This is a genomic window from uncultured Xylophilus sp., assembly GCA_913776965.1.
GTDB lineage: Bacteria > Pseudomonadota > Gammaproteobacteria > Burkholderiales > Burkholderiaceae_C > Xylophilus.
In genome coordinates, this window is the sequence record CAJYQL010000023.1 from 77,262 (window position 1) to 99,804 (window position 22,543).

19 protein-coding genes and 3 tRNA genes are annotated in these 22,543 nt (G+C 68.7%); 11 read left to right on the top strand and 11 right to left on the bottom strand.

The window, feature by feature from the left end:
• Positions 1–4: 4 nt before the first annotated feature.
• Positions 5–787, bottom strand: a complete 783-nt coding sequence (locus tag QZ500_RS03455) for an SDR family oxidoreductase (RefSeq protein ID WP_295850863.1) — start codon at positions 785–787, stop codon at positions 5–7.
• Between the two features lie 105 nt (positions 788–892).
• Complete coding sequence (gene rnr, locus QZ500_RS03460) at positions 893–3,175, bottom strand: ribonuclease R (RefSeq protein WP_295850865.1); 2,283 nt, start codon at positions 3,173–3,175, stop codon at positions 893–895.
• Between the two features lie 33 nt (positions 3,176–3,208).
• Between rnr and QZ500_RS03465 the strand changes: the two genes are divergently transcribed.
• A tRNA-Leu gene (locus QZ500_RS03465) sits at positions 3,209–3,293 on the top strand.
• Positions 3,294–3,477: 184 nt separating this feature from the next.
• Here QZ500_RS03465 and rimO read toward each other — a convergent pair.
• The 9 genes from rimO to uvrC all read right to left on the bottom strand — a co-directional run bounded on the left by rimO (position 3,478) and on the right by uvrC (position 11,265).
• On the bottom strand, positions 3,478–4,887 hold the full coding sequence (gene rimO / locus QZ500_RS03470; RefSeq protein ID WP_295850868.1) for a 30S ribosomal protein S12 methylthiotransferase RimO: 1,410 nt from the start codon (positions 4,885–4,887) through the stop codon (positions 3,478–3,480).
• A 23-nt stretch (positions 4,888–4,910) separates the two neighbouring features.
• On the bottom strand, positions 4,911–5,444 hold the full coding sequence (phaR, locus tag QZ500_RS03475; RefSeq protein ID WP_295850871.1) for a polyhydroxyalkanoate synthesis repressor PhaR: 534 nt from the start codon (positions 5,442–5,444) through the stop codon (positions 4,911–4,913).
• A gap of 117 nt (positions 5,445–5,561) precedes the next feature.
• The gene (locus QZ500_RS03480; RefSeq protein ID WP_295850874.1) at positions 5,562–5,732 is read right to left on the bottom strand and encodes a hypothetical protein; all 171 of its coding nucleotides are present in this window, start codon (positions 5,730–5,732) and stop codon (positions 5,562–5,564) included.
• A 214-nt stretch (positions 5,733–5,946) separates the two neighbouring features.
• Positions 5,947–6,022: transfer RNA gene (locus QZ500_RS03485), tRNA-His, on the bottom strand.
• A gap of 62 nt (positions 6,023–6,084) precedes the next feature.
• Positions 6,085–7,989: a SurA N-terminal domain-containing protein gene (locus QZ500_RS03490; protein WP_295850877.1), complete on the bottom strand. Its 1,905-nt coding sequence runs from the start codon at positions 7,987–7,989 to the stop codon at positions 6,085–6,087.
• Positions 7,990–8,063: 74 nt separating this feature from the next.
• A tRNA-Val gene (locus QZ500_RS03495) sits at positions 8,064–8,139 on the bottom strand.
• Between the two features lie 16 nt (positions 8,140–8,155).
• The gene (locus QZ500_RS03500; protein WP_295850881.1) at positions 8,156–8,428 is read right to left on the bottom strand and encodes an HU family DNA-binding protein; all 273 of its coding nucleotides are present in this window, start codon (positions 8,426–8,428) and stop codon (positions 8,156–8,158) included.
• A 228-nt stretch (positions 8,429–8,656) separates the two neighbouring features.
• Positions 8,657–9,223, bottom strand: a complete 567-nt coding sequence (gene pgsA, locus QZ500_RS03505; RefSeq protein ID WP_295850884.1) for a CDP-diacylglycerol--glycerol-3-phosphate 3-phosphatidyltransferase — start codon at positions 9,221–9,223, stop codon at positions 8,657–8,659.
• 32 nt (positions 9,224–9,255) lie between these two features.
• Positions 9,256–11,265 carry an excinuclease ABC subunit UvrC gene (uvrC, locus tag QZ500_RS03510; protein WP_295850886.1) on the bottom strand — a complete coding sequence of 670 codons (2,010 nt, stop codon included), beginning with the start codon at positions 11,263–11,265 and terminating at the stop codon, positions 9,256–9,258.
• Positions 11,266–11,372: 107 nt separating this feature from the next.
• Between uvrC and acpS the strand changes: the two genes are divergently transcribed.
• From acpS to QZ500_RS03560, 10 genes are all read left to right on the top strand, one after another.
• A complete protein-coding gene (gene acpS / locus QZ500_RS03515) occupies positions 11,373–11,846 on the top strand; it encodes a holo-ACP synthase (RefSeq protein ID WP_295850889.1) in 474 nt (157 codons plus the stop codon).
• 14 nt (positions 11,847–11,860) lie between these two features.
• On the top strand, positions 11,861–12,088 hold the full coding sequence (locus QZ500_RS03520) for an acyl carrier protein (protein ID WP_295850922.1): 228 nt from the start codon (positions 11,861–11,863) through the stop codon (positions 12,086–12,088).
• Entirely contained in the window at positions 12,085–13,263 is a 1,179-nt protein-coding gene (locus tag QZ500_RS03525) for an acyl-CoA dehydrogenase family protein (protein WP_295850892.1), read from the top strand. Before QZ500_RS03520 ends, QZ500_RS03525 begins: the two co-directional genes overlap by 4 nt.
• A 4-nt stretch (positions 13,264–13,267) precedes the next feature.
• Entirely contained in the window at positions 13,268–14,173 is a 906-nt protein-coding gene (locus QZ500_RS03530) for an amino acid--[acyl-carrier-protein] ligase (protein WP_295850895.1), read from the top strand.
• Positions 14,170–15,180, top strand: a complete 1,011-nt coding sequence (locus tag QZ500_RS03535; RefSeq protein WP_295850897.1) for a DUF1839 family protein — start codon at positions 14,170–14,172, stop codon at positions 15,178–15,180. Before QZ500_RS03530 ends, QZ500_RS03535 begins: the two co-directional genes overlap by 4 nt.
• A 10-nt stretch (positions 15,181–15,190) precedes the next feature.
• A complete protein-coding gene (locus QZ500_RS03540) occupies positions 15,191–17,764 on the top strand; it encodes a glycoside hydrolase family 2 protein (RefSeq protein ID WP_295850899.1) in 2,574 nt (857 codons plus the stop codon).
• A 4-nt stretch (positions 17,765–17,768) separates the two neighbouring features.
• Positions 17,769–19,652 carry an alpha/beta hydrolase gene (locus QZ500_RS03545; RefSeq protein ID WP_295850901.1) on the top strand — a complete coding sequence of 628 codons (1,884 nt, stop codon included), beginning with the start codon at positions 17,769–17,771 and terminating at the stop codon, positions 19,650–19,652.
• 21 nt (positions 19,653–19,673) lie between these two features.
• A complete protein-coding gene (locus QZ500_RS03550; RefSeq protein WP_295850905.1) occupies positions 19,674–20,738 on the top strand; it encodes an elongation factor P maturation arginine rhamnosyltransferase EarP in 1,065 nt (354 codons plus the stop codon).
• Positions 20,739–20,889: 151 nt separating this feature from the next.
• Positions 20,890–21,444: an elongation factor P gene (gene efp / locus QZ500_RS03555; protein WP_295850909.1), complete on the top strand. Its 555-nt coding sequence runs from the start codon at positions 20,890–20,892 to the stop codon at positions 21,442–21,444.
• A 125-nt stretch (positions 21,445–21,569) separates the two neighbouring features.
• Entirely contained in the window at positions 21,570–22,310 is a 741-nt protein-coding gene (locus QZ500_RS03560) for a RibD family protein (RefSeq protein WP_295850911.1), read from the top strand.
• The last annotated feature ends 233 nt before the right edge of the window (positions 22,311–22,543 follow it).

Below are 22,543 nucleotides of genomic sequence, written 5' to 3' on the forward strand. Positions count from 1 at the left end.
CGCTTCAGCCGCGGCCGACGAACGGCATCTTGGTCGCCATCACCGTGTGGAACAGCACGTTGGCCTCCAGCGGCAGGTTGGCCATGTAGAGCACCGACTGGCCGACGTGGGCGACGTCCATCAGCGGCTCGGGCGCGATGTCTCCCCGGGCCTGCGGCACGCCGAGCGCCATGCGCGACGCGAGCGGCGTCTCCGCGTTGCCGACGTCGATCTGGCCCACAGCGATGTCGTACTTGCGGCCGTCGAGCGAGGCGGTCTTGGTCAGTCCCGCTACCGCATGCTTGGTCGCGGTGTAGGCCATCGAGTTCGGCCGCGGCGCGTACGACGAGATGGAGCCGTTGTTGATGATGCGGCCGCCGCGCGGCGACTGGTCGCGCATCGTGCGGAACGCCTGCTGCAGGCAATAAAACATGCCGTTCAGGTTGATGTCGACGACGGCGCGCCACTGCTCGGGCGTCCAGTCTTCGAACGGGCCGGGCGGGTTGCCGACTCCCGCGTTGTTGAACAGCAGGTCCACCCGGCCGAACCGGTCCAGCGCAGCCGAGAAGAGCGCCTGCACCGACTCGGGTCGGGCCACGTCGGTCGGCACCGCCAGCGCACGCGCGCCGGCACCGCTCTCGTCGACGACCGCATCGAGCGGTTCGGGACGGCGGCCGGCGAGGACCACGCGCCAGCCGTCGGCCAGCAGCGCCAGCGCAGACGCCCGGCCGATGCCGGAGCCGGCGCCGGTGACGATGGCGACGCCGCGTGTCGAAGCGCCCTGCGGCGCGGGGGATGCAATAGCCATGAATGATGTCTCCTGAAATACGAATGGTCGGGGCAACCCTGCCCCACGACCGCGTTCGGCCGCGGCTGCGCGGTTCGGCGGACAGCCGCGCAGGGCCGGTGCGCCTCAGCGCCGACTCTTGCGCGGCTTGCCGCCCGATTTGGCCGCGGCTTTCTTGGCGGACGTCTTGCCGGCGCGGCCACCCGACAGGCTGCGGTCGGTGTCACCGCCGCCCTCCCCGCTCCGCGCCTTGCCGGTGCGCCCGGATTTGTTACGGTTGGCCCGCGGCGCCTCGCCGTCTCCACCGCCACCTTCGCGGCCGACGCCCTTGTCGCGCATCGCTCGGACGATAGCGTCCTCGCCGTCGCGCACCAACCGAAAGTCGATCTTGCGGCCGTCCAGGTCCACCCGGCTGACCTGCACCCGCAGACGCGTGCCGACCGCATACCGGATGCCCGTGCGTTCGCCGCGCAGCTCCTGCCGGGCCTCGTCGAAGCGGAAGTACTCCCCGCCGAGTTCGGTGATGTGGACCAGCCCTTCGACATACATCGCGTCGAGCGTGACGAAGATGCCGAAGGTCGTCGCCGCGGTGACGACACCGCTGTACTCCTCGCCGAGGTGCTCACGCATGTACTTGCACTTGAGCCAGGCCTCGACATCGCGGCTCGCCTCGTCGGCACGGCGCTCGTTGGCGCTGCAGTGCAGTCCGGCCGCCTCCCAGGCCTGCATTTCCTTCGCGCCGGCGACGATCTTCACCGGCTTCTGCGTCGGCGGCTTGACCCGCTGGGCGAGCCGCTTGGCCAGCTTCGCATGCGCCTCGCCGGGCGTCGGCAACGTCGGCAACTGGTAGGTGGTCTTGCCGAGGATCGCCTTGATCACCCGGTGCACCAGCAGGTCGGGGTAGCGGCGGATCGGGCTGGTGAAGTGGGTGTAGGCCTCGTAGGCGAGGCCGAAGTGTCCGCTGTTGAACGGCGTGTAGATCGCCTGCTGCATCGACCGCAGCAGCATCGTGTGGATCTGCTGCGCATCCGGCCGGTCTTTGGTGGCCTGGGCCACCGCCTGGAATTCGCCGGGCACGGGATCGTCGCTGATGGTCATGCCGACGCCCATCGCCCGCAGGTAGTTGCGCAGGATTTCCTTCTTCTCGGGCGTGGGGCCTTCGTGGACCCGATACAGCCCGGGCTGGCCGCCCTGCTGGATGAAGTCGGCGCTGCAGACGTTGGCCGCGAGCATCGCCTCCTCGATGATCCGGTGCGCTTCGTTGCGGGTGCGCGGTACGATCTTCTCGACGCGGCCGTTTTCGTCGCAGACGATCTGCGTTTCGGTCGTCTCGAAGTCGACCGCCCCGCGTGCACCGCGGGCCGCAAGCAGGGCACGGTACACGTCCGACAGGTTCAGCAGATTCTCGATCCGGTCCTTGCGCTTGGCCGCCTCGGGGCCTCGGGTGTTGGACAGGATGGCCGCCACTTCGGTGTAGGTGAAGCGGGCATGGCTGAACATCACCGCCGGGTAGAACTGGTAGGCGTGCACCTCGCCCTTGGCGGTGACGAGCATGTCGCACACCATGCAGAGCCGCTCGACATCGGGGTTCAGCGAACAGAGTCCGTTCGACAGCTTCTCCGGCAGCATGGGGATCACGCGGCGCGGGAAGTAGACGCTGGTGGCGCGCTCGTAGGCGTCGATGTCGATCGCGTTGCCGGTGTGCACGTAGTGGCTCACGTCGGCGATCGCCACCAGCAGGCGCCAGCCCTTGGTGCGGCCGACCTTCGCCGGTTCGCAATAGACCGCGTCGTCGAAGTCGCGTGCGTCTTCGCCGTCGATCGTCACCAGCGGCACATCGCGCAGATCCACCCGATCGCGGTGGTCCTGCGGGCGGACCTTGTCGGGCAGGGTTTTCGTGAGCGCGAGACATGCCTCAGAAAACTCGTGCGGCACGCCGTATTTGCGCACCGCGATCTCGATCTCCATGCCGGGGTCATCGACCTCGCCGAGCACCTCGATTACGCGGCCCACCGGCTGGCCGTACAGCGCCGGCGGTTCGGTCAGTTCGACCACCACCACCTGCCCCGGATTGGCCGTGCCGATCGCACCTTTCGGAATGAGCACGTCCTGGCCGTACCGCTTGTCTTCCGGCGCGACCAGCCAGATGCCGCTCTCCTGCAGCAGGCGGCCGATGATCGGCTGGGCAGGGCGCTCGACGATCTCGACCACCCGGCCTTCCGCCCGGCCGCGCCGGTCGTGCCGCACGATCCGCGCTTTTACGCGGTCCTTGTGCAGCACGGCACGCATCTCGTTGGGCGGCAGGAATACGTCCGTCTGGCCGTCGTCGCGCAGCAGGAATCCGTGGCCATCGCGGTGGCCTTGTACGGTTCCGACAAATTCTTCGAGAAGATTGTTGTGTTGGTTCATTTTTTCAGTATAGAATCGTGGCTTCCCTGAAATGCCCAGGTGGCGGAATTGGTAGACGCACTAGTTTCAGGTACTAGCGAGTAACATCGTGGAGGTTCGAGTCCTCTCCTGGGCACCAAGTTTGATGACAGCCGACAAGGCTGGAATTGTGAGAAGCCGCTGAGTGATCAGCGGCTTTTTTTTGTCTCTGCGCAGACGGGCTTCGGCCACTGCGCCCCACAGCGCGGGCCTGCAAGCCCGTACGGTGGCCACAACGCACGCCAGCAGCGAATCGACCTGTGCGATCACCGCCGCGTGCTCCGTCATACGGGCAGCGCCACCAGATCGTGACCGTCGGTCGAGACGATGCGTGCGCGGGTGAACTCGCCCACCTTCAGCGTCTTGCTGATCTTCTCGGGCGGCAGCAGTTTCACGACACCGTCGATCTCCGGTGCATCCGCATAGCTGCGGCCGGTGCCGCCGCGACGGCCCAGACCCGGCGCCGCATCCACCAGCACCTGCATCGTGGCACCCACGCGGCGCCGCAGCTTGGCGGCCGACACCTCTTCGGCCACCGCCATGAAGCGCGCGCGCCGCGCTTCGCGCTCCTCCAGCGGCAGCAAGCCCGGAATGTCGTTGGCGGCCGCACCGTCCACGGCGCTGTATGCGAAACAACCTGCACGGTCGATTTCCGCCTCGCGCACGAAGTCGAGCAGATGCTGGAACTCTTCTTCCGTCTCGCCGGGAAACCCGGCGATGAACGTGCTGCGGATCACGATCTCCGGACAGGCTTCGCGCCAGCGCTGGATGCGCTCCAGGTTGCGCTCGCCGCTCGCCGGCCGTTTCATGCGACGCAGCACGTCGGGATGGCTGTGCTGGAAGGGCACGTCCAGGTATGGCAACGCGAGACCCTGCGCCATCAGCGGCACGACATCGTCCACGCTCGGATACGGGTAGACGTAATGCAGCCGCACCCAGGCACCGTAGGGCTCGGCCATTTCGCCGAGCGCCTGCACCAGGTCCAGCATGCGGGTCCGGACCGGACGGCCGTCGTAGAAACCGGTGCGGTACTTCACGTCCACGCCGTAGGCCGAGGTGTCCTGGCTGATGATCAGCAGTTCCTTCACACCGCCTTCGAACAACGCGCGCGCTTCCTTCAGCACATCGCCGATCGGCCGCGACACCAGGTCGCCGCGCATCGACGGGATGATGCAGAAGGTGCAGCGATGGTTGCAGCCTTCGCTGATCTTGAGATACGCATAGTGCTTGGGTGTCAGCTTGATGCCCGCTTCGCCGAAACCGCCGGGCACCAGATCGATGAACGGATCGTGCGGCTTGGGCAGATTGAGATGGACCGCATCCATCACCTCCTGCGTGGCGTGCGGCCCGGTGACGGCCAGCACGCTGGGGTGCATCTGCCGCACGAGATTGCCGCCGCCTTCGCCGCTGCGGGCACCGAGGCAGCCGGTCACGATCACCTTGCCGTTTTCCGCCAGCGCCTCGCCGATGGTGTCGAGGCTTTCGCGCACTGCATCGTCGATGAAGCCGCAGGTGTTGACGATGACGAGATCGGCACCTTCGAACGTTTTGGAGGTCTGGTAGCCCTCGGCGCTCAGCTGCGTGAGGATCAGTTCGGAATCGGTCAGCGCCTTCGGACAGCCGAGACTGACGAATCCGACGCGCGGTGCGGCCGCTGCGGGTGTGTGCGTGGGGGAGAGTACTTCTTCGCTCATCCCCGTATTGTCCCCTGCCCGCTTCAACGCTTGATGCCGAAGGCCCCCAGCATCTGCTCGGTTTGCTTTTGCAGCTGTTCCTGCATCAGCAGAAAGGCTTCCTTCGACTGCTCGGCGTAACTGCCCATCATCCCCTGCAGTACCGGCGGCTGGATCTTCAGAAACTGGGCCCACATCTCGGGGGTAAAGCTCTTCGATTGTTCGGCCATCCGGATCTGCATGTCCGTGAAGGCCTGAACGTTCTTTTCCAGATAGGCACCCATGAATCCCTGCATGGCATGGCCGTAGAAGCGGATGATGTTGGCCAGCACCGCCTCGCTGAACATCGGGGCGCCACCCGCTTCTTCTTCGAGAATGATCTGCAGCAGGATGCTGCGGGTCAGGTCCTCACCGGATTTCGCGTCGCGTACGGAAAAGGGTTCGTGGCTCAACACCAGCTGCCGCACTTCTGCCAGCGTGATGTAGGCCGAGGTATTCGTGTCGTAGAGCCGCCGGTTCGGATACTTCTTGATCACGCGGGGCGCCGGGGGACTCGCCGCGTTCTTGTGTGAGGACACTGATGGCTCCTGTGCCCGCACGCGGCGAGCCTATTGCACTGCAGCACATTCTAGGGATGCACCCCCGGCAACGGCCCCGAGAAAACCCCTGCTGAGCGGGCATCGCCCGCCTCAAAATCAGCCGCCCTTGTGGGCGCGCTTGCCGGGGTTCTTCTTGCTGCGGGTCGCGGTACCGCGCTCCAGGCTGCGCTTCTGCCCACGGCCTGCGGTGCGCAGCGTGACGCCCGGCAGCGTCGGCAGCGGCGGGGTGGCCTTGCGGTCGGCTTCGGTGACGATCTTGTTGCCCATGAAATACTCCTGTGGAATGAAAAATTGGAAAACCCGGCATTAGGCCACAGCCCATGATGGCTTCGTCACTGCCCGAGCCGGATGTGTGTCGAAACCGGCTGCAGCCCTTCGCACAAGACGGCCGCCATGCGCGGTGTCTGTCATGTCGCGCAACTGCCATGCCCAAAGCAAACGCCCCTGCTACCGATTCGGCAACAGGGGCGTCTTGTATTTCTGGGGTGGCTGATGGGACTCGAACCCACGACGACAGGAATCACAATCCTGGACTCTACCAACTGAGCTACAGCCACCGTAGAGCCCTCAATTATACCGGGGAAATCGCCGATTTCGCGGCGACCGCTATTTCACGGTATCACGTCGCCGGTGCCGCCGGCCGAGCCGCCTTGAACTCCACCTTGTAGCGGGACTTCAGCAGGTCGTAGTAAGCCTGCCCTTCCGCCGATCCCCACCACTGGGCGACCTGGCTGCGGTCCTGCGCGGCGTTGGCCGAGGCCGCGCGCGGTTCGACCTTGTTGATCCGGATCACCGCGTAGCCGGCACCTACGTCGGTGCCAACGAAGGCCGGCAGTTGCGCGGCTGGTGCGCGCAACGCTGCCATCACTACCTGCTGGGGCTGTTGCTGCGACTGCTCGCGCGACACCGTGACCGGTGCCGGCAGGGAGGCCGACGACGGGTTGGCCTGCAACGCCTGCAGCCGTGCCTGACCTTCCTTGCGGGACATCTCGGTCGCGCGTTGCGCGACGACCAGCTTGCGCACCTCTTCGCGCACTTCGGCGAAAGCGGGCGTCCGGGCCGCCACATGGCGGACCACGCGCGCCGATGCCAGCTGGCTCGGACCGATCTCGATGGCCTCGGTGTTGCGCTTCTTCTCGATCGCATCCGGTGCGAACAGCGCCTCCAGGAGTCGCGGGTTTGCCAGCGCGCCGGTCGCGCCGGGCGCCGGCGTCCGCTGGACGCCCGGCGCCGTCCGGACCGTGAGCTTCAGCCGCTCGGCGATGGGCTTGAGGCTGTCTGCCTGCTCGTACACGCCATTGGTGAAAACTTCTGCAAGCTCGGCAAACTTGGCCGCGGCCTGCTGCTGACGCAGTTCAGCCTCGAGTTGGGGACGCACTTCCTCGAAGCTGCGCGCCTTCGGTGCCTTGATGTCGGTTAGCTGGATGATGTGGTAGCCGAAATCGGATGCCACGACATCGCTGATCTCCCCCTTCTTCAACGCGAATGCTGCGTCTTCGAACGACTTGACCATCGCGCCACGCGCGAAGAAATCCAGATCTCCGCCGTTGGCGGCCGAGCCCGGGTCCTGCGAATTCTTGCGCGCGATGTCGGCGAACTGCCCGGGCGATTTCCGGACGGTCGCCAGCAACGCTTCGGCGCGGGCCTTGGCCTTGTCGCGTTCGGCCTGCGGTGCATCCTTCGGCGCGGTGATCAGAATGTGGCTGGCACGGCGCTCTTCCTGTCCGGCCAGGCGGGCCTGGTTCTGCTCGTAGTAGGTGCGCAGATCCTGTTCACTGACAGCCATGCCCTTCTTCACGCTGTCGAGATCCAGGACGACGTACTCCACATCGGCCTGCTCAGGCAGACGGAAGCGGTCCGTGTTCTGGCGGTAGTACGCCTCCAGATCCGCATCGGTGACGGTGACCTTGGCGGTGAAATCCTCTGGCTTGAACTGCAGCACCTGGATCTCGCGTCGCTCGAGGAACGGATTCAGCGCTGCGTCGGTCTGCGCCGGCGTGGCAAAGGAGGTTGCGGTCACGCCGTCGACGACCTGGCGCAATGCCAGGTCCGAGCGCACCCGCGACTCGTAGCCTTCCGGCGTCAGACCCTGGCGCGCCAGCACTTCGCGGTACTGCGCCATGTCGAGCTTGCCGTCGGCGCCCCGCATGGCCGCGATGCCAGGGTCCTCGCCCAAGGTACGTGCCAGACGTGCATCGCTCGGCGCAAGATGCCCCTTCTCGGCAGCCGTCAGCAGCACCCGCTCGCGGACCAGCCGCTCGAGGGTGGCATAGCGGGCATCGGGCGTGTCGAAGATCTTGGCGTCGAGGTTGGGCATCTGCGCGCGCATCCGCTCGACCGTGGCCTGGTGGGCGGTATCCCACTCGCCCTGGGTGATCTCGTGCCCGTCCACCGTGGCGACGGCGGCGCCCTTCTCCATAGACCGCCGGTAGCCGTCGACACCGAACAGGACGAACGACGGGATGATCAGCAAGAACAGCAGGATCATGACGATCTTGGAGTGCTTGCGGATGAACTCGAACATGGCGGATCTTTCGGGCGCGTGCGACGGGTGCCGCGGAAAAAGAAAAGGCGAACCTGCGTTCGCCTTTTGGGGAGTGGTGGGTGCTGACGGGCTCGAACCGCCGACCTACGCCGTGTAAGGGCGCTGCTCTACCAACTGAGCTAAGCACCCCGCCTGGAAACGGGGTTCAGTTCAAGGCATCCTTCAATGCCTTGCCCGGACGAAACTTCGGTACTTTAGCAGCCTTGATCTTGATCGTGTCGCCGGTCCGGGGATTGCGTCCGCTGCGCGCTGCACGCTTGCCGACCGCGAAGGTGCCGAAGCCGACTAGCGACACGGTGCCGCCCTTTTTCAGCGTCGTCTTCACGGCGCCGATGGTGGATTCCAGGGCACGCGTGGCGGCAGCCTTGGAAATATCGGCGTTCTTGGCGATGTGCTCGATCAGTTCGGTTTTGTTCACAAAAGGCCCCTCGAATAGATGATGGACGTTGGCCGGCGGTATGCACAGTTCTGATGCCTGTCCGCACCTGGGGCGTGCCATGCAGGACGCGACCAGGAGCGCGAAAGCGATGTTCAAAGACGGGTGCGGAACGACATGATGCGGACCTGCGGGCAGCGGTTTGTCACCACACAGCGGCCCGCGGGACAACGGCGCGAAGAGCGGATTCTAGACGCATTCCCCGTCCGGTTACTTCACCCGCGCGCGGATTTCCGGCAGTGCTTTCTGCAGGTAATACACCATCGACCAGACCGTCAATACAGCGGCAATCCAGATCAGCACCGTGCCCCACAAGCCGGTATCGACCACACCGAAAATCACGCCGTCGAACAGCAGGAACGGAATGGCCACCATCTGGACGGTCGTCTTCACCTTGCCGAGCATGTGCACCGCCACGCTCTTGGATGCGCCGATCTGCGCCATCCATTCGCGCAGTGCCGAAATCGCGATCTCGCGCCCGATGATGATGAGGGCGACGAACACGTCCGCCCGCCCCAGGTGGACCAGCACCAGCAGGGACGCGCACACCAGGAACTTGTCGGCCACCGGATCGAGAAACGCACCGAAGGACGAAGTCTGGTTGAGCCGCCGTGCGAGCCATCCGTCGAGCCAGTCGGTGGCGGCGAACACCACGAACATCGCGGTGGCGACGATGTTGCGGAAGCCTTCGGGAAACGGCAGGTAGAACACACCGACTATGAGCGGGATCGCGACGATGCGCGTCCAGGTCATGATGGTGGGAACGGTCCAGAACATGCGCGGATTGTGCCACCCGCATCCGGACGGCCTCAGTGCAGCGCGCGGTAAATTTCCTCGGCCAGTTCGCGCGACACGCCCTCGACCCGGGCGATGTCGTCGATGCCCGCGGCCGTCACGCCCCGCACCCCGCCGAAATGCTGGAGCAGGCGCGCCCGCTTCTTCGGACCGATGCCCGGAATGTCCTCGAGCCGGCTGCCGCCGACGCGCACTTTCGCGCGGCGCGCCCGCATCCCGGTGATCGCGAACCGGTGCGCCTCGTCGCGGATCTGGGCCACCAGCATCAGGGCGGCGGAATCGCTGCCCAGGTAGACCTTCTCCCGCCCATCGGCGAAAACGAGTTCTTCCAGTCCGACCTTGCGGCCCTCGCCTTTCTCGACGCCCACGATGAGCGACAGATCCAGGCCCAGTTCGGTAAACACCTCGCGCGCCATCGCGACCTGGCCCTTGCCGCCATCGACCAGCACCAGGTCCGGCATGCGCGCCCCGTCGCCGACTGGATGGTCGGGATCGGCCGAGGTACGCGCGGCTTCCGCCAGCTTCGCATAGCGGCGGGTCAGCACCTGGCGCATCGCGGCATAGTCGTCGCCCCCGGTGATGCCCTCGATGTTGTAGCGTCGGTATTCGCTGTTCTGCATCTTGTGGTGCTGGAAGACGACGCAGGACGCCTGCGTCGCCTCACCCGCCGTGTGAGAGATGTCGAAGCATTCGATCCGCAATGCATCCAGGTCGTCCGGTGCGAGGTCCAGCGCCTCGGCGAGCGCCCGGGTGCGCGACTGCTGCGAACCTTCTTCCGCCAGCAGGCGGGCGAGCTGCAGGTCGGCGTTCTTCTGCGCCATCTCCAGCCATACCCTGCGCTGCTCCCGGGGGTTGTGCACGGCGGTGATCTTCATGCCGGACTGCTGCGACAGCGCCTCGATCAGCGTCTTCGCCACCGGCACGCCGGTGATCAGCGCGGGTGGCGGGGCCACGCCGGTATAGTGCTGCGCCACGAAGGCCTCCAGCACCTGCACCTCGACCGGCTGCGCGACAGCGCCGCCGGTGTCGCCCGCCTCCTCGGCCGCCCGCAGCGCAGTGGCGTCTTCCACATGCACCGGGAAGTACGGCCGATCGCCCAGATGGCGCCCACCACGCACCATCGCCAGGTTCACGCAGGCGCGGCCGCCCTGCACCCGCACAGCCAGAATGTCCACGTCCTTGTCGCTGGCGGTCTCGATCGACTGCTGGTGCAGCACCCGCGACAGCGCGCCCAACTGGTTGCGGATCTCGGCGGCCTGCTCGAATTCCAGCCTTTCGGCATGCGCGGTCATGCGACGCTCGAGTTCGGCCGCGACCTGCTGCGTCTCGCCGCGCAGGAACCGTTCGGCATGGGCTACATCGACGCCGTAGGCTTCCGGCGAGATCAGGTCCACGCAAGGCCCCGAACAGCGCTTGATCTGGTACAGCAGGCACGGCCGGGTGCGGTTATTGAATACCGTGTCTTCGCAGGTGCGCAGGCGGAACACCTTCTGCAGTAGCTGGATCGATTCCTTGACGGCCCAGGCGCTCGGGAAGGGGCCGAAATAGCGATGCCGCTTTTCGACTGCGCCCCGGTAATAGGCGACACGCGGGAAGACCTGGGCCGCGTCGCCTGCAACGGGCGCCCGCAGACCGGGATTGCCGGTGATCTTCAGATAGGGATAGCTCTTGTCGTCCCGGAACAGGATGTTGAACCGGGGGTTCAGCGTTTTGATCAGGTTGTTCTCGAGCAGCAGCGCCTCTGCCTCGGAACGCACGACCGTCGTCTCCAGCCGCACGATCTTCGACACCATGTGGCCGATGCGGGTGCCGCCGTGGTTCTTCTGGAAGTAGCTGGACACCCGCTTCTTCAGATCGCGCGCCTTGCCGACGTACAGCAACCCGCCCTGGGCGTCGAAATACCGGTAGACGCCCGGCAGCGCCGGCAAGCTCGCCACCTCGCCCAGCAACTTCTCGTCGTGCGGGCCCGCGGCCGTCGGGCGCGCCGCCGCCTGATCCCTCTCCTTGTCTGCTCCGTCTGCCATGCGTCTCTCTTTGCGGCCCAGGGCCCGAAAGCGAGATGGTGGCACAGCCGGCTGACCCTACAATTTCTGACATTGATAGCCCCCGTCCGCACGCGCCGATTCCTGCCATGCCTCTGCCTCTCCGCTCGCCCCACGGCTCGGCCGACGGCATCCGCCTGGGCAGCGACATCGTGCGGATCGCGGACGTCGCCGATGCCTTGCAGACCTTCGGCGACCGTTACCTGCGCCGCGTCTTCACGCCCCACGAAATCGCCACCTGCCGGACGGCGGCAGCGACCATGCCGTCGCGGCTGGCCGCCCGCTTCGCTGCGAAGGAAGCCTGCGTCAAGGTGCTGCGGCCGGTGCACCGCTGGTTCGACTGGCGGTCGATCGAGGTCGTGAAGACCAGCGGCGGCTGGTGCGAACTGCGGCTGCACGGCGCGGCTCTGCGTGCCGCCCGCCGCCAAGGCGTCGTGTCGCTCGCCGTTTCCCTCAGCCACGACGGCGCCTATGCGCAGTCGGTGGTGGCCGCTACCCTCAGACCGACCGTCCGCCCTCGTCCTTTGCGCCCCCGCGCCCATTCCCCCGGGAGAATCCGTTGAATCCGACCGAAGACATCCGCAAGGTCCTGCAGCAGCACGGCCGCCTCTCCGCAGACGCCCTTACGCTGGCCGAAGATGCCGACCTGTACCAGGCGGGACTGACCTCGCATGCCAGCGTCAATGTGATGCTGGCGCTCGAGAACGTGTTCGACGTCGAGTTCCCGGACCGGATGCTCAAGCGCGGCGTATTCGCAAGCATCGCCAGCATCCGCGAGGCGGTTGAGGAATTGACCGCATCATGAGCGCCGCCGCACCGGCCGACGACCGCACAGCCCTGGCTGTCGCCCGGCGGATCGCCGACACGATCGCCGCCCGCCATGCGGACGAGGTCGACCGCGCATCGCGTTTCCCGGCGGAGACGATCGCGGCGCTGCGCGAGGAAGGGCTGCTGTCGGCCTACGTGCCGGCGGCGCTCGGCGGCCGGAGCACCTCCTTCGGCGAACTGGTCGCCATCTGCACCGCGCTCGGACAGCGCTGTTCAGCCTCGGCGATGGTGTTCGCGATGCACCAGATCCAGGTCGGCTGCATCGTGCACCACGGGCTGACGACCGACTATTTCCGCGACTACTGCCGCCAGCTCGTCGAGCAACAGTGGCTGATCGCCTCGGTAACGTCGGAGCTCGGCGTGGGCGGCGATACCCGTTCCAGCATCTGTGCGGTCGAGGTGGACGGAGCACGTTTCGCACTCGACAAGATCGCGACCACGATTTCCTACGGCGCGCATGCAGACGACCTGCTCGTCACCTGCCGGCGCGACCCGCAGGCTGCGCGCAGTGACCAGGTGATGGTGTTGCTGCGCCAGGGCAGCTTCTCTTTGGAGCAGACCTCGCAGTGGGACACCCTCGGCATGCGCGGCACCTGCAGTCCCGGCTTCAAGCTCGCGTCCACCGGATCGGTCGACCAGATTCTGCCGGTGGACTATGCCGAGGTGTCGGGCGCGACGATGGTGCCGTTCTCGCACATCCTCTGGGCTGGCGTATGGCTCGGCATCGCGACCGATGCCACCGCCCGGGCGGCCGCGAGCGTGCGGGCCGCCGCCCGGCAGAACCCGGGCACTGTGCCGCCGACGGCGCTGCGATTGGCCGAACTGGCCGGCGCGCTGCAGACGATGCGGGCGCAGGTCCAGGAAGCCGTCGCGTCGTTCGAGGCATTGCTCGCGGCACCCGAAGGAGCGGACACCTTCTCCACGATCGCGTTCGCCCTGCGCATGAACCACCTCAAGATCGCCTGCTCCACCGCGGTGGTCGACATCGTGCAGCAGGCGCTGCTGATCTGCGGCATCCAGGGCTATCGCAACGGCTCGCCAGCGAGCGTCGGCCGGCACCTGCGCGACGCGCTGTCGGCGCCGCTGATGGTCGGCAACGACCGCATGCACGCCCAGAACGCATCGCTACTGCTGGTGCACAAGGACATCTGACCTCATGGAATTCGACTCCCGATCCCTCTACGACGGACTGGTGGCGCACGGCCTGATCGTGCCGTCGGGCGAGCCCGGCGTGTTCGGCCGCAACGCGGCGTTCGAGGACGTGCTCGAGCGCTTCTCCGCCCTGGTGAGCCAGGTGGCAGCGGCCGATGGCGCCGAGAAGTACACCTTCCCGCCGACGCTCGCCCGGCCGGTGTTCGAACGCAGCGGCTTCATGAAGTCGTTCCCGCAGCTGGCGATGGGCGTCGTCAGCTTCTGCGGCTGCGCCTCGGATCACCCGAAGCTCGTCGAACGCATCGCCAACGGCGAAAGCTACGACGACCTGATGGCACGGACCGGCGTGGTGCTGATCCCCGCCGCCTGCTACCCGCTCTACCCGAGCCTGGGCGGCACCCTGCCCGCCGGCGGCCGGCTGGTCGACATGACCCACTGGGTGTTCCGCCACGAGCCGTCGGACGAACCGACCCGGATGCAGGCGTTCCGCGTGCGGGAATTCGTGCGTGCCGGCGCGCCCGACGAGGTGGTGGCCTGGCGCGACATGTGGCTGGAGCGCGGTCTGGAACTGCTGCGCAGCCTCGGCCTGCCGGCCGACCCCGAGGTGGCGACGGACCCGTTCTTCGGCCGCGCCGGCCGGATGCTGGCGGTCAACCAGCGCGAGCAGAAGCTGAAGTTCGAGGTGGTGGTGCCGGTGATCTCGGCCGAGAAGCCGACCGCCGTCTGCTCCTTCAACTACCACCAGGACTACTTCTCCAAAACCTTCGAGATCCTGCAGCCCAACGGCGAACTGGCCCACACCGCCTGCCTCGGCTTCGGACTGGAGCGTGTCTGCATGGCGCTGTTCAAGCACCACGGCTTCGATCCGCTGCAGTGGCCGGCGGCGGTCCGCGCGCGGCTCTGGCCATGACGGCGCCCGCCGCGCCGGGTGCTGCGGTGCTGCCGCTGCGCGCCGCCGACTACCAGTCGCATGCCGTGCATTGCCCGGGCAGCGCCTGGGTCGAGAAGAACTGCTACATCGATGTGTGGATCGAGGCGGTACATGCGCTCGGCCTGGAACCGCTCGCGATGCTCCCGTTCACCGTGCGGCTGGACTTCGAGGGCGACCAGTGGACCTTCTTCAAGCCGCCGCACCGCGACCTGGAGCGTCTGTACGGCATCGTGGTGCACGAGCTCAACCCATGGCGCGGCGACATCGTCCTGCATGCCGAGGCGCAGGCGCGCCAGGGCCGGCTGGTGTTCACCGAGGCCGATGCCTTCTGGCTGCCCGATACCGCCGGCACCGACTACCGCCAGCAGCACACCAAGACGACCATCGTGGTCAATGCGCTGGACCGGACCGCCGAGACGCTGGGCTACTTCCACAACGCCGGCTACCACGAACTGCAGGGCGAAGACTTCCGCCGGCTGTTCCGCACCGACGTACCGCCCGATCCCGCCTTCATGCCCTTCTATGCCGAGTTCGCGCGGATCGACCGGCTGAAGCGCCTGCCGGCGCCGGAACTGGCGGCCCTGTCGACCGAGCTGCTGGCGGAACACCTGGCTTATGTGCCCGCCACGAACCCGGTGGAGCGTTTCGCGGCGCAGTTTCCCGCCGACGTCGCTTGGCTGCAGGCCGAGGGCCTGCCGCTCTACCACGGCTATGCGTTCGCGACGCTGCGCCAGCTGGGTGCGAACTTCGAACTGTGCGCGCGCGGCATCGGGTGGATGGCCGCGCAGCACGCTGGTGGCGACAAGGCGGCCCTCGCCGAGGCCGAAGCCGCCTTCGACGAGATCTCCGGCGGCGCCAAGGCCATGGTGCTGAAGACCGCGCGGGCGGTGCACGGCGGCCGCGCGACCGATTTCGCGCCCCTGCTGCAGGGCATGGCCGACGCCTGGACGCGCGGCATGCAGGCGTTGCGCACGGCGGTCGTCTGACCGGTCCGCGATGCCGCTGCTGCCCCTCGCGCTCACCCCGGCCGTGCCGTCGCCGCTGCGGCTGCTGGACAGCGGCTGGGAGATGGCGGCCGTGCCGCCCCATGCCGCCGCCGAGCCGGACGCCCTGGCGGCGCTGGAGCCGGCATGGCAGCCCGCCACCGTGCCCGGCACCGCCAGCGCCCAGGGACGCCCCGGTGGGGCCTCAGACCCTGCCGCCTGGCCGGCGCTCGACGATCGGGACGTATGGTTCCGCTGCCGGTTCGAGGCCGCGGCGGCACAGCCTGGGCAGGGTCGCAGCCTTGCCCTCGGCGGTATCGCCACGCTGGCGCAGGTGTGGGTGAACGGCACCCCGCTGCTGGCCGCGTCGGACAACATGTTCCACGCCCACCTGCTGGATGCGGACGCCCTACTGGTCGAAGGGTCCAACACGCTACAGATCCGTTGCGCCTCGGTCGCCGCAGCACTGCAGGCCCGCCGGCCGCGGCCGCGCTGGCGCACCCGGCTGGTCGACCAGCAGCAGCTGCGCTGGATCCGCACCAGCCTCGTCGGCCGCATGCCCGGCTGGACCCCGACCGCGCCGGCCATCGGCCCGTGGCGGCCGGTGGCGCTCGCCACCCACGACGGCGCCCAGTGGCACACGCTGGACGTGCAGGCCGCGCTCGACGATGCTGGTACCGGCACGGTGCGCCTGCAGGGTTGCCTGGAACTGAACGACGCACGGCATCCGACGGCCCATCTGACCGTCGGCGATACCACCGTGTTGCTCGACATCCAACCTTTGCCCGACGGCCAATGGCACATTGCCGGCCAATGCACCGTACCATCCCCCGCGCTGTGGTGGCCGCATACCCACGGCGAACCTGCGCTGTATGCGGTCACGCTGACGGTCGAAGACCCCACCCGCCACTGGCGCTTCGACCTCGGCCGCACCGGCTTCCGCCGCATCGCCCTCGCAATGGCGGACGACGGCTTCGCGCTGTCGGTCAACGGCGTGCCGGTGTTCTGCCGAGGCGCCTGCTGGACGCCCGCCGACCTGCTCGCCCTGCCCGGCCAGGCGCCCGACCTGCGGGCTCGCCTACTGCAGGCCCGCGACGCCGGCATGAACATGCTGCGGGTCGGCGGCACGATGGCCTACGAAACCGACGCATTCCATGCGCTTTGCGACGAACTCGGCATCCTGGTCTGGCAGGACTGGATGTTCGCCAACATGGACTACCCGGCCGACGATGCGCACTTCGCGGCGTCGGTCGAGACCGAGGCACGCCAGTTCCTGCAGCGCACCGCGCTGTCGCCCAGCCTGGCGCTGCTGTGCGGCAACAGCGAGGTCGAGCAGCAGGCGGCGATGGTCGGCGCCGATCCGGCGATCTGGCGCAGCACGTTGTTCGCCGATCGCCTGCCCGCCATCGGCCGGGAGATGCGACCTGACGTGCCGTATTGGCCGTCGAGCCCCGCCGGCGGCGTGCTGCCGTTCCAAGTCGATGCGGGCGTGGCGCACTACTTCGGCGTCGGCGCCTATCTGCAGCCGGTCACCGACGCACGGCGCAGCGGCCTGCGCTTCGCGTCCGAATGCCTGGCCTTCGCCCACATTCCCGAGCCGGACAACCTGGAACGTCTGACGCCCGCGGGCGCGGCACCGCCCGGTCATTCGGCCTGGAAGGCCCGGGTGCCGCGCGACGGTGGCGCCGCCTGGGACTTCGACGACGTACGCGACCATTACCTGCAGGCGCTGTTCGGCGTGCAGCCCGACCTGCTGCGCCGCACCGAGCCCGAGCGCTACCTGGCGCTGGGCCGGGTCGCCACCGGCGAGACGATGCTCGCCGCCTTCCGCGAATGGCGCCGCAGCGGCTCGGCCTGCGCCGGTGCGCTGGTCTGGTTCCTGCAGGACCTGCAGGCCGGCGCCGGCTGGGGCGTGGTCGATGCCGACGGCCATCCGAAAGCCGCCTGGTACTACCTGCAGCGGGCGATGGCGCCGGTCGCGTTGTTCCTGACCGACGAAGGCCTGAACGGCCTGGCGCTGCATGCGGTGAACGACCGGCCGCAGTCGCGCGCCGCCGTCCTGAGCCTCTGCCTGCTGCGCCGCGACGGCTTGCGCGTGGCCGAGGGCCGACGGGAGGTCGTGCTGCCGGCGCATGGCGCACGGGCCCTGCGCGGCGACGACCTGCTCGGCCGCTTCACCGACAGCACCTGCCGCTACCTGTTCGGCCCGCCGGGCCACGACCTGGCCTGGGCCGAATTGCGCGACGCCACGACCGGCGAGCTGCTGGCCTGCGACGCGTACTTCCCGGCCGGCCACGGCCTGCCGGTGCAGCCGTCGGTCGGGCTGGCCGTCCATGCCGGCACGCCGCAGGCGGACGGTACGGTCGTGCTCGACATCCGCACTACCGCCTTCGCGCAGGCGGTGCGCATCGAGGCGGCCGGCTTCCGGGCCGAGCGCAACTATTTCCACCTGCCGCCCGGCGGCACCGCCGCGGTGCGGCTGCGGCCGCTGCACGCGGTACGGCGGCCGCAGGTCCTGGTGGAGGTGCTGAACGCCGCCGAGGCGGTACGCCTGCCGCTGCCGGCCGCGCCCGCCTCTGCCCCATGACCCGATGACGCCTGCCGCCGCATCACCGCCATTCGCCTGGATGCCGTCCGCCGAGCCGATGCCGGACGGCGCCCGCCCGGTGCTGTTCGACCGGCCCGGGCGTCGGCTGTTCGGCTGGTACCACCCACCGGCCATCGGCGCCGACGGCACCTGGCGCGACTGCGCAGTGGTCCTCGTGTCGCCGATCGGCTACGACGCGGTCTACACCCACCGGCACTACCGCAACCTCGCCCAGCAGTTGGCAGCCGCCGGCTTCGCGGTGCTGCGCTACGACCACCACGGCACCGGCGATTCGTCCGGCGGTGAAACCGCGCCGGAGCGGATCGCCGCCTGGATGCGCGGCGTGCAGCGGGCGGCCGAATTCGCCCGGTCCAGCAGCGGTGCGGCACGCGTCGGCCTGTTCGGCGTGCGCCTGGGGGGTACGCTCGCGCTGGCGGCCGCGGCGGGCGCATCCGACGGGCTGATCGACGGCGTCGCCGCCTGGGCGCCGTATCCATCGGGCCAGAACTTCCTGCGCGAGATGCGGGCGCTGGCGATGCGCCAGGACGCCGATCCGGTCGCCGCACCGCCGGCCCACGACCCCGGTGCCGACGCCGGCGAGGAAGCGGCCGGCCACCTGCTCACCGCCTCCACCATCGCTGCCCTGGGCACGCTCGACCTGCTGGCGCTGGACCGGGCGCCGGCCGCGCAGGTGTTGCTGCTCGACCGCGACGACCTGCCCGGCCGGCCGCGGCTCGCGCGCCACCTGGAGAGCCTGGGCTGCGACCTGCGCCTGTCCACGGCGCCGGGCTACGCGGCCATGATGCGCGAGCCGTACGACGCCACACTGCCGGCCGAAGCCTTCGCTGCGGTGCGCCGCTGGCTGGAGGACGGCTGCCCGCCCGGCCCCGCACCGGCCGTCGTGCCGCTGCCGCCGGTCTTTCCCGCCCACCTGCACGGCCCGGCCGACGGCGTGGAGGAATTGCCGATGCGCTTCGGCCGCGACGGCAACCTGTTCGGCCTGCTGGCGCGGCCGGTGGTGCCGGCGCCGGGGCGTGCGCAGGTCGGGATCGTGTTCGCGACCGTCGGCGCCAACCTGCACACCGGCCCGCACCGCATGCATGTCCAGCAGTCGCGGCTGCTGGCTGAACGCGGCTTCGTCGCGCTGCGGATCGACATCGGCGGCATCGGCGAAAGCCCGGCCGCACCGGGTCGCGCCCATCACCAGTTGCATGCGGACCATTCGGTCGGCGACGTGCTGGACGCGGTCGCGCTGCTGCGCGAGCGCTGCGGCGTGCAGAGGGTGGTCGTGATCGGCCTCTGCTCGGGCGGCTACCTGGCTTTCCATGCGGCGCTGGACGCGGCGAGCGGCATCGACAGCATCGTGCTGATCAACCAGCAGACCTTCCAGTGGCGCGAAGGCGATTCCTACGAAGTGCGCCGGCGCGCCAACATCCGCTCGGTCGGCTTCTACCGCAGCCGCCTGTTCGACGGCGCGACCTGGCGCCGGCTGCTGCGCGGCAAGGTGGACGTGGCGCGCATCGCCGTCGGCATGACGCACCTGGTGCGGCGCCGCGCCGCGCTGAAGCTGGCCGCCTGGCAGCGGCGCGGCGACGGCACCCATGCGGCCGACGGCGTGCTGGGCGACCGTGCGCCCGCGCTCAACGTGCAGCGCGCGATGACCGGGCTGCTGCAGCGCGGCCTGCAGGTCTACTTCATCTTCAGCGCCGACGACGGCGGCCTGGACGAGATCGAGACCCACCTCGGCCCGGGCGGCCGGCGAATGCGCAAGCACACCAACTTCCGCCTGGAGATCGTGCCCGGTGCCGACCACACCTTCACGCCGCGCTGGGCGCAGCGGCACCTGGCGGGCCTGGTGGAGCAGCACGTCACCCGCCTCTACGGCTGAACGCAGTCCGCGGAGGTACCGATGCGCTGGGACATCTTCTGCCGGGTGATCGACAACCACGGCGACCTGGGCGTCTGCTGGCGGCTCGCAGCGGATCTGGCAGGCCGCGGCGACCGGGTGCGGCTCTGGGTCGACGACCCGTCCGCCCTCGCCTGGATGGCGCCGGACGGCGCGCCGGGGGTAGAACTGCGGCCCTGGACCACGCCGCTCGGCGCTGCGGCCCTGGCATCGGTCGACATGCCGGATGCGCTGGTCGAAGCCTTCGGCTGCGATATTGCTCCCGAATTCATAGCGCATTGCGCACGACTGGCGGACGCTGGAGCCCGAAAACCGGCCTGGCTCAACCTGGAATACCTGACCGCCGAGCCGTATGCCGCCCGCTGCCATGGGCTGCCGTCGCCGGTGCAGCACGGGCCGGCGGCCGGCTGGACCAAGTGGTTCTTCTACCCCGGCTTCACGGCCGACACCGGCGGGCTGCTGCGCGAACCGGGCATCGGCTCGGCCGATGACGAGACGACGGAGCACAGCGGCGATGCGGCGCCGGACGATCCGTCTCCGCAGCAGGTTACCCTCTTCTGCTACGAACCGCCGGCCCTGTCCGACCTGCTCGCACGCTTGGCCGAAGGCCCCGGACCGGCCCGACTGAGGGCGCTGCCCGGCCGGCCGGTGGCGGCGGTGAACCGCATCCTCAGCAGCGCAGACCGGCGCGGGGCGCTGATGATCGAGCGGCCGGCACCCCGTCCGCAGGCCGGCTTCGACGACTGGCTGCGCCGGTCGGACCTGAACTTCGTCCGAGGCGAGGATTCGCTGGTCCGCGCGCTGTGGGCCGGCCGGCCGTTCGTATGGCAGATCTATCCGCAGGACGGCGGCGTGCATGCGGCCAAGCTCGACGCCTTCCTCGACTGGCTGGACGCGCCGGCCGACCTGCGCCGTTTCCACCATGTCTGGAATGGCCTGCGACCCGGGCCGCTGCCGCCGTGGGACTTGCCGGCCTGGGGCGCCGTAGTGCGGACCGCGCGCGTCCGCGCGCTGCAGGTGCCCGACCTCGCGACGCAGCTGCGCCGGTTCGCCATCGAAAAACAGTAAAATCAGAGGCTTTGCGTTATTCGGGCGGCGGGCCGTTTTCGGGCCCTGTGAACTGCTGCCGGTATGGCGCTCCCGCCGCCCCCGGGCCGCACCGCATGCACCGCGGGCGCGGCCACGCGGCTCCCACCCAGCCTACAGGCAAGCTCTCCCTATGAAAATCGCTCAAGAAATCCGCGCCGGCAACGTGATCATGCATGGCAAGGACCCGATGGTCGTCCTGAAGACCGAATACAGCCGCGGCGGCCGCAACTCCGCCACCGTGCGCATGAAGCTCAAGAGCCTGATCGCCAACTTCGGCACCGAAGTCGTGTTCAAGGCCGACGACAAGATGGACCAGATCATCCTGGACAAGAAGGAGTGCACCTACTCCTACTTCGCCGACCCGATGTACGTCTGCATGGACAGCGACTACAACCAGTACGAAGTCGAAGCCGAGAACATGGGCGACGCGCTGAACTACCTGGAAGACGGCATGGCCGTCGAAGTGGTGTTCTACGACGGCAAGGCGATCTCGGTCGAACTGCCGACCAGCGTCGAGCGCGAAGTCACCTGGACCGAGCCGGCCGTCAAGGGCGACACCTCCGGCAAGGTGCTGAAGCCCGCCAAGATCGCCACCGGCTTCGAAGTGCCGGTGCCGCTGTTCGTGTCGCAAGGCGACCGGATCGAAATCGACACCCGCACCGGCGAATACCGCAAGCGCGTCTGATGCTGCGACCGGCTGCCGCCGGACGGCAGTCGATGGCACCATCCGAGGGCTCTGCAAGGGGCCCTTTTTCTTAGGGGCTCCGCAGGGAGCTCTTTTTTGTTTCCGCCTGCGATCCGCTTCCGTCGATGCCTTTACTGCCTCCGCTCCCCGCCGTCCCTCGCTCCGCGCGCCCCTTCGTCCGCCTGAAGCTCGCCGCGTCGCTGGACGGCACCACCGCGCTGCAGAACGGGCAGAGCCAGTGGATCACCTCACCCGAGGCCCGCGCCGACGGCCACCGCTGGCGCGCGGCGGCCGACGGCATCCTGACCGGCGTCGGCACGGTGCTGGCCGACGATCCGCGGCTCGACGTGCGGCTGCCGCCGGGCGATGCCGATACGCCCGCGCAGCCACCGCCGCTGATCGTGCTCGACAGCGGGCTGCGCACGCCGGCGGATGCCGCGCTGTTCGGCGTCGCCGGGCGAAAGGTTCATTTGCTGTACCGCGACGATGCGCCGCCCGGCCGGGAAACAGAATTGCGCGCGGCCGGCGCCGCCGTCCACCGTCTGCCTGCAGCACCGGACGAGCCGCGGCGCACCAACCTGCAGGCCGCGCTCGCCTGGATCGCACAAGCCGGCATCGCGACCCGCCTGCATGCGGAGGCCGGCGCCACGCTCGCCGGCGCGCTGCTGCAGGCCCGGCTGGTGGACGAACTGCTGCTCTACCTGGCCCCAACGCTGCTCGGACCCGGCAGGGGACTGGCTACGTTCAGCCCGCTCGCCACGCTGGTGGACGGCGTGGCGCTGGAATGGCAGTCGGTCGACCGCGTGGGGCCGGACCTGCGGATCGTCGCGCGGGTGCGGGCGCGCGACGAGCGCAGCGCACCCTAGAAACGACGGAGCCCCCGCGGCCGGTGGGCAGCGGGGGCTCGTGGTGCGGTCGCGGCGCCCACCCTCGCGGGCCGGGCGTCGAGGTCAGCCGCGCAGCAGCGCCTTCAGCGCGTTCTGCAGGCGGCGCGCCGTCTGCGCGTCGCTCACGGTCGCCAGCACGCGGGCGGCGTCGTCGCCCCAGGTCTGGGCCGGCGCCGGGTCGTTGCGGCGGGTCAGCAGCTTCAGCTGCAGCG